The 14,175-nt window shown below is 66.9% G+C and carries 12 protein-coding genes; 6 read left to right on the forward strand and 6 right to left on the reverse strand.

Translation table 11 applies throughout. The features are described from left to right. The first annotated feature begins 46 nt into the window (after positions 1-46). A complete protein-coding gene (locus GONAM_RS16250; protein WP_006867850.1) occupies positions 47-790 on the forward strand; it encodes a DUF4191 domain-containing protein in 744 nt (247 codons plus the stop codon). A 76-nt stretch (positions 791-866) separates the two neighbouring features. Here the strand turns inward: GONAM_RS16250 and GONAM_RS16255 are convergent, their stop codons facing one another. Next, on the reverse strand, positions 867-1,370 hold the full coding sequence (locus GONAM_RS16255) for an RDD family protein (protein WP_006867851.1): 504 nt from the start codon (positions 1,368-1,370) through the stop codon (positions 867-869). A gap of 324 nt (positions 1,371-1,694) precedes the next feature. Here GONAM_RS16255 and glnA (GONAM_RS16260) point away from each other — a divergent pair, with 324 nt between their 5' ends. After that, positions 1,695-3,128: a type I glutamate--ammonia ligase gene (gene glnA / locus GONAM_RS16260; protein ID WP_006867852.1), complete on the forward strand. Its 1,434-nt coding sequence runs from the start codon at positions 1,695-1,697 to the stop codon at positions 3,126-3,128. A 13-nt stretch (positions 3,129-3,141) separates the two neighbouring features. Here glnA (GONAM_RS16260) and GONAM_RS16265 read toward each other — a convergent pair whose 3' ends face one another. Then, positions 3,142-4,671, reverse strand: a complete 1,530-nt coding sequence (locus GONAM_RS16265) for an MFS transporter (RefSeq protein ID WP_006867853.1) — start codon at positions 4,669-4,671, stop codon at positions 3,142-3,144. Positions 4,672-4,768: 97 nt separating this feature from the next. On the opposite strand from GONAM_RS16265, the gene GONAM_RS16270 reads away from it, so the two are divergent. Further along, on the forward strand, positions 4,769-5,539 hold the full coding sequence (locus GONAM_RS16270; RefSeq protein ID WP_006867854.1) for a TetR/AcrR family transcriptional regulator: 771 nt from the start codon (positions 4,769-4,771) through the stop codon (positions 5,537-5,539). Positions 5,540-5,618: 79 nt separating this feature from the next. Continuing rightward, entirely contained in the window at positions 5,619-5,804 is a 186-nt protein-coding gene (locus GONAM_RS16275) for a hypothetical protein (protein ID WP_006867855.1), read from the forward strand. A 21-nt stretch (positions 5,805-5,825) separates the two neighbouring features. On the opposite strand, the gene GONAM_RS16280 is transcribed toward GONAM_RS16275, so the two are convergent. The 4 genes from GONAM_RS16280 to glnA (GONAM_RS16295) form a co-directional block, all read right to left on the reverse strand. Beyond that, positions 5,826-6,485 carry a biliverdin-producing heme oxygenase gene (locus GONAM_RS16280; RefSeq protein ID WP_083876440.1) on the reverse strand — a complete coding sequence of 220 codons (660 nt, stop codon included), beginning with the start codon at positions 6,483-6,485 and terminating at the stop codon, positions 5,826-5,828. Continuing rightward, positions 6,482-7,432 (reverse strand): endonuclease/exonuclease/phosphatase family protein, encoded by a 951-nt coding sequence (locus GONAM_RS16285; protein ID WP_006867857.1) that lies wholly within the window; start codon positions 7,430-7,432, stop codon positions 6,482-6,484. The genes GONAM_RS16280 and GONAM_RS16285 overlap by 4 nt, the downstream gene beginning before the upstream one ends. Before the next feature lie 28 nt (positions 7,433-7,460). Further along, the gene (locus GONAM_RS16290; protein WP_083876441.1) at positions 7,461-10,472 is read right to left on the reverse strand and encodes a bifunctional [glutamine synthetase] adenylyltransferase/[glutamine synthetase]-adenylyl-L-tyrosine phosphorylase; all 3,012 of its coding nucleotides are present in this window, start codon (positions 10,470-10,472) and stop codon (positions 7,461-7,463) included. Between the two features lie 66 nt (positions 10,473-10,538). Next, positions 10,539-11,879 carry a type I glutamate--ammonia ligase gene (gene glnA / locus GONAM_RS16295; RefSeq protein ID WP_040536757.1) on the reverse strand — a complete coding sequence of 447 codons (1,341 nt, stop codon included), beginning with the start codon at positions 11,877-11,879 and terminating at the stop codon, positions 10,539-10,541. Positions 11,880-12,206: 327 nt separating this feature from the next. Between glnA (GONAM_RS16295) and panB the strand changes: the two genes are divergently transcribed. Continuing rightward, positions 12,207-13,061, forward strand: coding sequence for a 3-methyl-2-oxobutanoate hydroxymethyltransferase (gene panB / locus GONAM_RS16300; protein ID WP_006867860.1), 855 nt, complete (start codon positions 12,207-12,209; stop codon positions 13,059-13,061). Positions 13,062-13,139: 78 nt separating this feature from the next. Further along, on the forward strand, positions 13,140-14,105 hold the full coding sequence (gene pip / locus GONAM_RS16305) for a prolyl aminopeptidase (RefSeq protein ID WP_040536744.1): 966 nt from the start codon (positions 13,140-13,142) through the stop codon (positions 14,103-14,105). Positions 14,106-14,175 lie beyond the last annotated feature (70 nt).

The following is a 14,175-nucleotide window of genomic DNA, read 5'->3' on the forward strand; positions in this document are numbered from 1 at the left end:
CCGACCATGCGGCAAGTCACCAGACGACCGGACGTAAACTGGCCGTATGGCAAAGGCGCAGTCCGTGAGCAAGGAAGCAAAGGCCGCTAAGAAGCAGGCCCGCAAGGCTGCATCGAAGGAACGGCGCCAGCAGTTGTGGCAGGCGTTCCAGATGCAGCGCAAGGAAGACAAGCGACTCATCCCCTACATGGTGGGTGTGATCGTCCTGTCCATCGCCGTGTTCACCGGGCTCGGCTTTCTGCTGGGTTCGCCGTGGCTGCTGATCCCGCTCGGCGTCGTGCTGGGTGTGCTCGGCGCGTTCATCCTGTTCGGCCGTCGTGTGCAGAAGAACGTCTACACCAAGGCCGAGGGACAGCCCGGTGCCGCCGGTTGGGCGCTGGGCAACATGCGCGGCCAGTGGCGCGTCGCCCAGGCCGTCTCGGGTACCTCGCACCTCGACGCCGTGCACCGCGTGATCGGCAAGCCGGGCGTGATCCTCGTCGGTGAGGGCTCCCCCACCCGCGTGAAGTCCCTGCTGAACCAGGAGAAGAAGAAGGCCGCCCGCGTCGTCGGCGACACCCCGATCTACGAGATCATGGTCGGCAACGACGACGGCCAGGTCCCGCTGTCCAAGCTCGAGCGGCACATCAACAAGCTGCCCAGCAACATCGACCGCAAGCGCATGGAGACCCTCGAGGGCCGTCTCGCCGCACTCAGCAGCAAGGCTCCCGGTCCCGGCATGCCGAAGGGCCCGCTGCCCGGCAACGCGAAGATGAAGAGCATGCAGCGCACCGCGCGTCGTCGCGGCTGACGCGAAACACTCCACCTACGAAGAAACCCACGACCCGCTCGGGTCGTGGGTTTCTCGTTGTGTTCCCGGATTCGGCTCAACGGGTCCGCAGAATCGCCGTCCCGGTCGCGCGGTCGTGCAGGGCGCGACCGTTGTAGTCGTTGATCAGGGCCGGAACGAGGAACACCATCAGCAGCTGGCGGAAGAAGGCCCGCACGATGCCGACCGACGCCGGGCTCTCCGTGCCGGCGGCCTCGGCAGCGTTGCGCTCCGGGCCGTAGTCGACACGGGCAACCCGCATGCCGACCGCGAACTGGCCGGGGGTGAAACCGAACAGCGAGACCGCGAAGATCCCCATCACGAACCAGATGCCGAGCTGGGTGGTGCCCAGGACCGAGGACTCGAATCCGACGAACAGGATGGCGAGACCGCCGGCGATCAGCCAGTCGACGAGGAGTCCGGCCACGCGCGGCCAACCGGTGGCCAGCGAACCGGGTCCGGATGCGGGCAGGCCGAGGTCCTGACCGCGAAAATCGTTGTCGACGCCGTCGCCGGGACCGATCTGCGGTCCCGACAGCCAGGAACCGGTTACTCGTCCCATCGTGATGACTCCTCTCGCGGCCGCGGCGCGTCGTCGACGACCACGGCATTCCTTGGGGTCCATCGTAGTCGGGGCCGTTACCCCTACCTCCCTCCCCGGTCGCCGCAGCGGGCTAGGGTGGGAACTGCCGAGTGCGTTCACCGAGGTATGAGCCGTGTGTCGCCAAGAACACCGGGTGTGTAACACGGGGGAAACACGGACTTGACGCCTGGGCAACTTCGCCTCCATACGGTTGCCGCTGAGATCCGCTGCTGTTTCTCGGTGGCGGATGTGTGTGGCGTGTCAGTACCACTGACCACCCGATCACGAAGGAGTCACCGCACGGTGTACAGCAGTAAAGAAGAACTACTCGAGGGCATCAAGAAGGAAGGTGTCGAGTACGTCGACATCCGATTCTGCGACCTGCCCGGTGTCATGCAGCACTTCTCGATCCCCGCTTCGGCGTTCGACGAGAGCGTGTTCGAGGACGGTCTGGCATTCGACGGTTCGTCGGTGCGCGGCTTCCAGTCGATCAACGAGTCGGACATGATGCTGCTGCCCGACCCGGCCACCGCGCGGATCGATCCTTTCCGCAAGGCGAAGACGATGAACATCAGCTTCTTCGTCCACGACCCGTTCACCCGCGAGGCCTACAGCCGCGACCCGCGTAACGTCGCGCGCAAGGCCGAGGACTACCTGGCCTCGACCGGCATCGCCGACACCTGCTTCTTCGGCGCAGAGGCCGAGTTCTACATCTTCGACTCGGTGTCCTTCGGCTCGGAGATGAACGGCACCTTCTACGAGATCGAGTCGGAGTCGGGCTGGTGGAACACCGCCTCGCCGAGCGATCCCGACGGCAGCCCCAACCTGGGCTACAAGGTCCGCCCAAAGGGTGGTTACTTCCCGGTTGCTCCGTACGACCACTACGTCGACCTGCGCGACGAGATGTCGACCAACCTGCAGAACTCGGGCTTCGAGCTCGAGCGCGGCCACCACGAGGTCGGCACCGCGGGCCAGGCGGAGATCAACTACAAGTTCAACACGCTGCTCCACGCGGCCGATGACGTGCAGCTGTTCAAGTACATCATCAAGAACACCGCGTGGCAGAACGGCAAGTCGGTCACCTTCATGCCGAAGCCGCTCTTCGGTGACAACGGCTCGGGCATGCACGCCCACCAGTCGCTGTGGAAGGACGGCAAGCCGCTGTTCCACGACGAGGCCGGCTACGCAGGCCTGTCGGATCTGGCTCGCTACTACATCGGCGGCATCCTGCACCACGCCCCGTCGCTGCTGGCGTTCACCAACCCGACGGTCAACTCCTACAAGCGTCTGGTCCCGGGTTACGAGGCCCCGATCAACCTGGTCTACAGCCAGCGCAACCGTTCGGCCTGTGTGCGTATCCCGATCACCGGCAACAACCCGAAGGCCAAGCGCCTCGAGTTCCGTTGCCCGGACAGCTCGGGCAACCCGTACCTGGCGTTCGCGGCCATGATGATGGCCGGCCTGGACGGCATCAAGAACAAGATCGAGCCGCACGAGCCGGTCGACAAGGACCTCTACGAGCTCCCGCCGGAGGAGGCCAAGTCGATCCCGCAGGCGCCGACCTCGCTCGCCGCTGTGATCGACCGCCTCGAAGAGGATCACGAATACCTCACCGCCGGTGGCGTGTTCACCGAGGACCTCATCGAGACCTGGATCGCGCTGAAGCGTGAGAACGAGATCGAGCCGGTGCAGATCCGTCCGCACCCGTACGAGTTCTCGCTCTACTACGACTGCTGATCCCAGCACTCGACTACGACGCCCCGTCCGCGTTCTCGCGGACGGGGCGTTCGTCGTCTGTGAGGGCTTCGGCATGCTCCTCGCCGCGGAGCATCCACACCGCCAGCGCAGCCGAGACGACGAGGACGCCGGCACCTGTCCATGCCGCGAGGACGAGTCCGTCGACGAAGGCGTGCCGGGCGGCGTCGAGCACCGCGGCACCCTGCTCGCCGGGGAGGTGCCGCACCGCCGCGACCGCACCTGCGAGACTTCGCGAAGCCTCCCCCTCGGCCAGCTCGGAGGGGAACGAGGTCCGGAACACCGCGTTGACGACGCTGCCCAGGATCGCGATGCCGAGCGCGCCACCGAACTCGCTCGAGGTCTCCAGCAACCCCGAGGTCGCACCCGCCCGCTCGGCCGGGGCGACACCGACGACGTAGTCGGCGATCATCGACGTCGTGGCGACGATCCCCGCGGCCAGCACCGACGCCCCGACCATGATCGGGAGGATCGAGTCGGTCCCCGTGCAGGATGCGAGGACGCTGAACCCGGCCGCACCCGTCACGAGACCGGCGACGATCACCGTCTGCCGCCCGACCCGTTGCGCGATCACGGCCGCCGCCGGTGCGACCGCGGCCACGGCGACCGACGGCAGCAGACTCCACAGGGCCGCGCGCAACGGCGAGTACCCCAGTACCGACTGCAGATACTGCGTCATCAGGATGGCGTTGCCCAGGAGGGCGAACAGACAGATGAGGTTCAACCACATCGAGCCGCCGAACCGGCGCTCGGCGAGCAGCCCGACGTCGACCATCGGTTCGTCGATCCGCCGCTGACGGAGAACGAAGAGCACCCCCGCGAGCACGCCGGCACCGAGGACCGCGAGACGACCCGGGGTGACGCCGTCGGCGGCGAGGTTCTTGATCGCCGCGACCGCCGGCAACACGGCCGCCAGTGCCAGTGCCGCACTGAGGACGTCGATGCGCCGCGACGGGGTGGCGGTGTCGCCGGGCAACAGCAACGGTGCGGCGACGAGCAGGGCGGCCATGATCGGAACGTTGATCAGGAACACCGACCCCCACCAGAAGTGCTCGAGCAGCAGCCCGCTGATGACCGGCCCGACGGCGACACCGCCGGCGAGTACCGCATTCCAGGCCGCGATGGCCTTGGCACGCTGCCCGGCGTCGTCGAAGACGTGGCGGATCATCGCGAGGGTCGACGGCATGAGGGTCGCGCCCGCCACTGCAAGCAGCGCCCGGGCACCGATCAGCAACCCCGCCGACGTCGCGAATGCCGCAACCAGCGACGCCACACCGAAGCCGGTCGCGCCGATCATCAGCAGACGCCGGTGCCCGACGCGGTCGGCGACCGATCCCATTGTGAGCAACAGACCTGCCAGCACGAATCCGTAGACGTCGAAGATCCAGAGTTGCTGTTCGGGCGTGGGCCCGAGGTCGGCGGCGATGTAGGGCACCGCGAAGAACAGGACGGAGACGTCCATCGAGACGATGAGCATCGGTAGACAGAGTGCGATCAGGGCGAACCATGGGGATCGAGTCGGCATGAGCGTCAGCTTTCTGTGTGCCTCATAGACTGTTTATGGAACACGCAGATCGTAGGTCCTAACTGTGTATGCCACAAGCAGAAAGTACGATGAGCCCATGCCCGACCCCCGCGACCTCACCCCTGGGACCGAACCGGCACGCCCGTTCCCCCGCTATCTCGACCTGCTGTGGGGCCGCGACGACCCGGCGCCCCGGCGCGGCCCCCGCCCCACCCTGACCATCCGGGACATCGGCGAGATGGCCGCCGAGATCGCCGACGAACACGGCGTCGACGCGGTGTCGATGAAGGCGGTCGCGAACGGCCTGGGTCTGACGACGATGTCGCTGTACCGATACGTCGACAGCAAGGACGATCTGCTCGAGGTCATGATCGACACCGGCTTCGGCCCCTTCGACGCCGACGTGACGGCCACCGGAACCTGGCGGGAGCGACTCGCCGGGTGGGCACTGACGGCCGCCGACGTCACGCGCCGCCGACCGTGGCTGGCGACCATCCCCCTACGACGACCACCGGTCGGACCCAACGTCCTGTCATGGTCCGACGCCGGCGTGCGCGCCTTCGAGGACACCGGACTGACCGGGCAGCAGAAGCTCAGCGCGCTGCTCGTCGTCGACGGCTTCGTCCGCCACCACGTGCGCCAGGCGAGCCAGATGGGCATGCTCGGCTCTCCGACCCCCACCGGGGCCGTCGAGAACTCCTACGAGCGACTGGTGACCGAGTACGCCCGCCCCGAGGTACTTCCGCATCTCGCCGCGGCGTTCGCCGACCCCTCGATGCAGAACTCCGACGACTTCTTTTCTGCGGAACTGGATTTCGGGCTGACGGTGATACTCGACGGAGTCGAACGTCTCATTGCGAGGACCTGAACAGACGGTGATGTGATCTACCGCACAAATGTGACTTCTTACTCTGCCAAACCACAAGGTACGGCCTTAGTTTGGTCGCATGACCAGAGATGTGTATGTCGAAGACCTTGTCCCCGGTGACCGCATCAGCCTCGAGGGCACACCGCGCGTGGTTCGCACCACCAGCCGACTCGACAACAATCAGTTGCGCATCGAACTGGTCAAGGGCAACGACGGCCTCCACGAGGTCGTGCTGGACCGCACCGTCAAGCTCCAGGTGAACTGAACCCCACAGGTATCGCCGCGCTCAGGCGGCGCTGGCCGAGTCGAGGTCGCCGAAGACGGCCTGATTGTGGCCGAATGCAGCGATCGCTTCGTCGACGAGCCGTTTCACGGCGTCGGCGTCGAGCGGTAGGGCGTCGAGCCGAGCGCGATAGGAATCCTTGTAGCGCTTGAGTTTCTCGATCTCGTCGAAGGTGTAGAAACTCAGCGCCGAAGAGTCGACGCCGTAGTGCTCACGCATGCGATGGGCCACGATCTGTCCCCCGCTCAGGTCGCCCAGGTATCGCGTGTAGTGGTGTGCCACATAGCGAGCCGGGTCATCTCGCGTGGCCTCGATGGCCTCGACGTACCGCGCGACGGCCGGCAGCGGTGCAGACGAACTCGGGTCGACGCCGAACGACGCCAGATCGGCACCGAGCCTCGGGAGTCGACGCAGCTTGTCGTCGATCACAGCTCCGGCGATCGGATCGTCGGCCAGGTCGTCGCCGACGGCTTCGAGGGCCTCGTAGATGAAGTACAGCTGCACAGCCAGTCTCTGGTACTCGCCGCTGTCGAGACGGCCCGACATCAGGTCATCGATGAAGGGAGCCGTCTCGGCGCGCTGATGCGCGGCTGCGGTCGCCTCGCGGAGGCGTTGGGAAATGCTGGGGCCCGTGGTGTCGGGACCGGAGATGCTGGCGCTCATGATGCAATCAGTGATACCACCAGCGCCCGGTGATCGGAACCTGGCAGGTGGTGGCTGTCCATCGACGTGGCCACGAATCCGCGCAGGATGACCCGATCGATGGCGACGAGCGGACGGTTGCCGATCCTCGTGTCCGTCGGATACGTCGGCAGGAAACCCGCGCCCGCCACGTCTGTACCGTCGACGAGCCCGTTGGTCAGCAGCTTGCGGTACGTCGCGTGATTCCAGGTGGAGTTGAAGTCGCCGATCGCGATCACCCTGCCCGCGGGCAGTTTCGCGAAGTGGTCGGCCAGGATGCCCATGTCGTGGAACCAGCCGTCCTTCTCTCCCCACAGCGGCGCGGCCGGGTGAATGGCCAGCACGTGCGTACCGGGCGCACCGGGCAGGTCGGTGCGCGCCTGCAGGTTATGCAAGACGGTGTCGGGGATGTTGAACCGATCCGACAGGGTTGCCTTGGTGAACAACGCAGTCCCCGCCGCGTACGAATACGGGATGGCGAACTCGTTCGGCAGGAGACGTGCGATCTCGCTGCCGCGAATACGTTGCAGCGCTTCGGGAGTCACCTCCTGCAGGGAGAGCATGTCGGGATCCGCCTCCGCCACGATCTCCTCCAGCGCTCCGATGTCACCGCCGCCGAAGAGCAGATTGGCGGACACGACGGTGAACTCCTCGCCCTGCGGGGAGCTTGCCGGGATCACCAGCGGGACCTGGGTGTACGCCAGCACACCGGATGCGACGAGCGCGATCGCCAGCATGAACCAGCGGCGCAACGCGGCGAAGATCGCGATCGCGACAAGGGCTGGGACGAGTGCGAAGGCCACTCCGCTCGTCAGATACAGCGCGACGTTCCCCCGCGAGGGATAGAAGTGCAGCCACACCGCCAGCACCACCCCGGCCAGCATCGCCCAGCCGAGGATGTACGCCGACACCCACAGAAATCTCTTCACTTGTCCCCCCCGTACGGCAGCAGCGTGACTATGCGCCGAAGACCTTGAGCACCACGGCCTTCGCCCGGCGCGTCACCCGCAGGTAGTTCTCCAGGAAGTCCGCGGCCTGGTCCTCCGGCCAGCCTGCCGCATAGGCGATCTGTCGCAACTGCTTGCCCGGACCCGGCAGCTGGTCGACCGGCTTTCCGCGCACCAGGACCAGCGCGTTGCGCGCCTTGGTCGCGGTGATCCAGGCGTTCTTGAGCAGCGCGACGTCGTTCTCCGACAACAACTCCGCGGCACCGATCGCATCGAGTGATTCCAGCGTCGAGGTGTTGTGGAGGCTGCGGTAGCGGTGGGCGTAGCGCAGCTGCAGCAGCTGCACCGTCCACTCGATGTCGGCGAGTCCGCCGCGGCCCAGCTTCGTGTGTGTGGCCGGATCGGCCCCACGGGGCAGCCGCTCGGCGTCGACGCGGGCCTTGATGCGCCGGATCTCCTTGACCGCCTCGTTGCTGACCCCGCCGACCGGGTAGCGCACGTGGTCGATCATGTGCAGGAAGTCGATACCGAGAGCCTCGTCGCCGGCGACCTGGTGCGCACGCAGCAGCGCCTGCACCTCCCACGGCTGCGCCCACTGGGCGTAGTACGCGGAATAGGCGGCCAGGGTGCGCACGACCGGGCCGTTGCGCCCCTCCGGACGCAGTCCGGTGTCGACCTCGAGCGGCGGATCGGCGCTCGGGCTGCCGAGCGCCGAACGGACGGTCTCGGCGATGGTCTGCGACCACCGGACGGCCTCGGATTCGTCGGCCTCACGGTCGGGCTGGCACACGAACAGCACGTCGGCGTCCGACCCGTACCCGAGCTCGCCACCACCGAGCCGGCCCATGCCGATCACGGCGATGCGTGCAGGAGCAGGCTTCCCGCGATCCCGTTCGGAGATGTTGATCGCCACCGTCAGCGCGGCGTTGAGGACCGCGGCCCACACGCTCGACAGCGCCTTGCACACGGTCGGAACGTCCATGAGACCGAGCACGTCGGCCGACGCGACGCGGACGAGCTCCGCACGACGGTGCGAACGAGCCACGGCGACAGCCCGTTTCATGTCCTCCTGACGCACGGTCGAGGCGATGAGGCCCTTGGCCACGTCCTCGGGCCGGATGGCGCACAGTTTCGGCCCGTCGGGACCGTCGGAGTACTGGTGGATCACCTCGGGCGAACGCATGAGCATGTTCGCGATGAACTCCGAGGTGCCGAGCACCTTCATCAGGCGCTCGGCGACCACCCCGTCGTCGCGGAGCAGTCGCAGGAACCAGTCCTTGTCCTCGAGTGCCTCGCACAACCGGCGGTAGTTGAGCAGACCGGCGTCGGGATCCGGTGTGTCACCGATGTGTTCGAGCAACTGCGGGAGGATCAGCAGCTGGATCTGACCGCGGCGCCCGGGGGCGTTCGACAACGCCCGGATGTGACTGAGCGCGCGGTCGGGCATGGCGTACCCCAGTGCGGCCAGGCGCCTCTCGGCCGACTCGTCACTCAGCGTCAGCTCGTCGGGCTTGAAACGGGTGACCGCCTCGAGCAGCGGACGGTAGAACAGCTTCTGGTGCAGCCGCCGGACACGGAGGGTCTGATGCCGGATCTGTTCGCGCAGCACTCCGGTCGCGTCGAGCTCACCCTCACGACGGATGTGGGCCGCCCGCGCCAGCCAGCGCAGCCCCTCGGTGTCGTCGGGCTTCGGCAGCAGGTGCGTCCGCTTCATCCTCTGCAGCTGCAGCCGATGTTCGAGCAGTCGCAGGAACTGATACGACGCACTGAGATTCGCGCCGTCGTCGCGTCCGACGTAACCACCCGCGGTCAGCGCCGCCAGGGCATCGACCGTCGGCATCACCCGGAGTTCCTCGTCGACGCGGCCGTGGACCATCTGCAGCAGCTGGACCGCGAACTCGACGTCGCGCAGACTTCCCTGTCCCAGTTTGAGATTGCGGTCGCGCTCCCCCTCCGGGACCAGCGATTCGACGCGGCGCCGCATCTTCTGCACCTCGGGCACGAAGTCGGGACGCTCGGCGGCCTTCCACACCATCGGCTTGACCGCCGCGATGTACTCGTTCGCCAGTTCCATGTCGCCGGTCATCGCACGGGACTTCAGCAGCGCCTGGAACTCCCAGGTCTTGGCCCACCGCTCGTAGTACGCCACATGGGAATCCAGCGTGCGGGTCAGTGCGCCCGACTTGCCCTCCGGGCGCAGCGCGGCGTCGACCTCGAAGAAGGCCAGCGAACCGATCCGCATCATCTCGCCGGCGATCCGGGAGGCGACACCGTCGGCCGGATCGCTGACGAAGATGACGTCCACGTCGCTCACGTAGTTCAGTTCGCGCGCACCGCATTTACCCATCGCGATGACGGCGATACGGACCGGGATCGGATCGTCGCCGCACACCTCGGTGAAGGCGACGGCGAGCGCCGCGGTCAGCGCGGCGTCGGCGAGGTCGGACAGGTAGGCGCCGACCTCGGGGAGCCACATCACCGGTTCGTCCTCGACCGTGGAGGCGACGTCGTGCGCGGCCAGCTGCAGGATCAGGTTGCGGTACGCCAGACGGAGCGCGACGACAGACTTCGGTCCGGTGAGCTTGGCGCGGTAGACACGGTTGCCCTTCTCGACCTCGCCCGGCACGGCTTCGGCGCCGGCGGATTCGAGCATCCGGCGGTCGACCTCGTCGCGGTCGGGCAACTCGTCGGCGAGCAGCAGACGCCACGTCGACGGCTCGGCGACGAGATGGTCGGCCAGGGCGTCGGACGAGCCGATGACACCGAACAGACGCCCGCGAAACGACTTGTTCGTGCGCAGCGTCGCGTCGATCTCGGACCACTCGTCCTCGACGGCTCCGCGCAGGCGGACGAGTGTGCGGAGAGCGAGGTCGGCGTCGGGCGCCCGCGACAGCGCCCACAGCACGTCGACCGACTCGGGCGTGTTCCAGCCGAGTTCGGCGAGATTCTGCGGCGCGGATGTGTCGAGCAGACCCAACCGTCCTGCACTGGGTACCGCGCTGCGTCCCGGTCGTCGTGTCACATCACAAAAATAGCGGCCCGACCACCGAAGACGACATCGCGGTCCCGAACAACCGGACCCAGCCCCTTACAGCGGCAGGTAGTTCTTCAGCTCGTAGGGGGTGACCATGCTGCGGTACCCCGTCCACTCGCTCCACTTGTTGCGCAGGAAGTAGTCGAAGACGTGCTCGCCGAGGGCTTCCGCGACCAGCTCCGAGTTCTCCATCTTGGTGAGCGCGTCCGCCAGGCTGCCGGGCAATTCCTGGTACCCCATCGCCCGACGCTCGGCCGTGGTGAGGGCCCAGACATCGTCCTCCGCCTCGTCGGGGAGCTCGTAGCCCTCCTCGATGCCCTTCAGGCCGGCGGCCAGCAGGACCGCGAAGGTCAGGTACGGGTTGCAGGCCGAGTCCGGGCTGCGCACCTCGATGCGACGCGACGACGCCTTGTTGGGCGTGTACAGCGGCAGCCGGATGAGCGCGGACCGGTTGGCGCCACCCCAGGTCGCGGCGGTCGGGGCCTCACCACCGTGGATGAGGCGCTTGTAGCTGTTGACCCACTGGTTGGTGACGGCGCTGATCTCCGACGCGTGGTGCAGGATGCCGGCGATGAACTTCTTGCCGGTGGCCGACAGCTGCATCGGGTCGTCGGGGTTGTGGAAGGCGTTGATGTCGCCCTCGAACAGGCTCATGTGGGTGTGCATCGCCGAACCGGGATGCTCGCTGAACGGCTTCGGCATGAAGGTCGCCCACACGCCCTCGTTGATCGCCACCTCCTTGATGAGGTAGCGGAAGGTCATGACGTTGTCGGCCATCGACAGTGCGTCGGCGTAGCGGAGGTCGATCTCCTGCTGGCCCGGTGCGCCCTCGTGGTGGGAGAACTCGACCGAGATGCCCATCGACTCGAGGGCCTCGATGGCGTGGCGACGGAAGTTGGGCGCGGCGTCGTGGACGGCCTGGTCGAAGTAGCCGCCGGTGTCGGCCGGGGTCGGGACCGAACCGTCGAGCGGCGAGTCCTTGAGGAGGAAGAACTCGATCTCGGGGTGCACATAGCAGCTGAAGCCGAGGTCGGCGGCCTTGTTGAGCTGGCGACGCAGCACGTGGCGCGAATCGGCCCAGCTCGGGGTGCCGTCGGGCATCGCGATGTCGCAGAACATGCGGGCCGAGTGGTGGCGGCCGGCCGAGGTGGTCCACGGCAGGATCTGGAAGGTCGACGGATCGGGCTTGGCGACGGTGTCCGCCTCCGACACACGAGAGAAGCCCTCGATGGCCGAGCCGTCGAAGCCGATGCCCTCGGAGAAGGCACCCTCGAGTTCGGCCGGCGCGATCGCCACGGACTTCAGATAACCGAGTACGTCGGTGAACCACAGTCGAACGAAACGGATGTCGCGCTCTTCGAGGGTCCGCAGCACGAATTCCTTTTGGCGATCCATGGTCGCCGACATTAGAAGTCGGCTGTTAAATCCGTGTTACACGCGCGACACCAACTCGCTGTCCTGCGGGTTTACCGAGGCCGTCCCATCATATGGGACGCAGAATTGTCGAGATGAGAAGGCCCGGAGCAGCCAGGATGCGAACACCGCCCGGCACCCGTTGCGGATCCGGCCGATTCCACGCCCGGATCGGTGTGACCAATTGCATAACCGGGGCCGGTCACACGGGATATCTGCGGTGACACAATGGCGCTTGTCCGTGTTCAACCCGGGTACCCGCCGCGCCCATTCGGGCCAGCCGGGACTCGAGGCAGAAAAGAGACAACGATGTCCGAATCCTCGGTTTATGGTGCATCCACCTCCACCGCTGCCACCGACGCCCCCAAGCGTCGTGTGACCCGCATCCACCACCTCGCCCAGATGAAGTCCGAGGGCGAGAAGTGGCCGATGCTCACCGCCTACGACTACTCGACCGCGCGCATCTTCGATGCCGCCGAGATCCCCGTGCTGCTCGTCGGCGATTCGGCGGCCAACGTCGTCCTCGGCTACGACACCACCATCCCGGTGAGCGTCGACGAGATGATCCCGCTGATCCGCGCCGTGGTCCGCGGTGCCCCGCACGCTCTCGTCGTCGCCGACATGCCCTTCGGCAGCTACGAGATCGGGCCGCAGCACGCCCTCGAGAACGCCTTCCGGATCTTCAAGGAGACCGGCGCACATACGGTCAAGCTCGAAGGCGGCGAGCGCGTCGCCCCGCAGATCGCGGCCCTCACCGCCGCCGGCATCCCGGTCATGGCGCACATCGGGTTCACCCCGCAGAGCGTCAACGGCCTCGGCGGCTTCCGCGTCCAGGGTCGTGGTGACGGCGCCGACCAGCTCATCGCCGACGCCATCGCGGTCCAGGAGGCCGGCGCCTTCTCGGTCGTCATGGAGATGGTCCCCGCCGAGCTGGCCGGTCAGATCACCCGCAAGCTGACGATCCCGACCGTCGGCATCGGTGCCGGCAACGAGACCGACGCCCAGGTGCTGGTCTGGCAGGACATGGCCGGCCTCACCCACGGCAAGACCGCGAAGTTCGTCAAGCGCTTCGCCGACGTGGGCTCCGAATTGCGTTCGGCCGCCGAGCAGTACGCCGACGAGGTCCGTCGCAGCGTCTTCCCCGGCCCCGAGCACAGCTACTGACCGGCGATCCGTAGAAGTTGTGGACGCCATATCCCCACAACTTCTACGGAATCCCGGTTGCGCCTAGGCTCGATGACCATGCGTGACTTCTACCCGGAGATCGAGCCCTACGAGTCCGGTCACCTCGATGTGGGTGACGGCCAGCAGATCTATTGGGAGACGTCGGGGCATCCCGACGGCAAGCCCGTGGTCTTCGTGCACGGCGGGCCGGGTGGTGGCACATCGCCGGCGCAACGACGCTTCTTCGATCCCGCGAAGTATCGGATCGTGCTGTTCGATCAGCGAGGCTGCGGACAGTCCCGTCCGCACATCACCGACGGCGCGGACCTGAGCGTCAACACCACGCCTCACCTCATCGCCGACATGGAGAAGCTCCGTACCCATCTCGGCATCGACCGCTGGCAGGTCTTCGGCGGGTCCTGGGGTTCGACGCTGGGCCTCGCCTATGCACAGACGCATCCCGACCGCGTCACCGAACTGGTGCTGCGCGGCATCTTCCTGCTGCGCCGCAGCGAGATCGACTGGTACTACAACGGCGGCGCCGCGCACATCTTCCCCGACATCTGGGAGACCTACCTCGAGCCGATCCCGGAGAACGAGCGAGACGGAGACCTGGTCGCCGTCTATCACCGGCTGCTGACCTCCGACGATCGCGAGGTCGCCCGCGCTGCGGCGCGCGCCTGGACCGGCTGGGAACAGGCCACCAGCTATCTGCTCCCCCGCCCCGACGAGTCGGCGCCGTCCGACCCGGACGAGGCCGCTCGCTTCGATCTGGCCTTCGCGTCGATCGAGAACCACTACTTCGTCAATCACGGCTTTCTCGACGACGGGCAGCTACTCGACAACATCGACGCCATCGCGCACATCCCCGGTGTCATCGTCCAGGGCCGCTACGACGTCGTCTGCCCGATGCGCAGCGCGTGGGACCTCCACCGCGCCTGGCCGGCCGCCGATCTCCGCATCGTCGACGACGCCGGGCACGCCTCCTTCGAGACCGGCATCAAACACCACCTCATCGAAGCGACCGACCGCTTCGCCGAATGAGGAGAAGTCGCCGGCCCCGCGGTCACTAGACTCGGGTCAGCTGGACCGTGTCGTCGGCGTCAGGAGGTTA

This window comes from Gordonia namibiensis NBRC 108229, assembly GCF_000298235.1.
In the GTDB taxonomy this organism is placed as follows: Bacteria; Actinomycetota; Actinomycetes; order Mycobacteriales; family Mycobacteriaceae; genus Gordonia; species Gordonia namibiensis.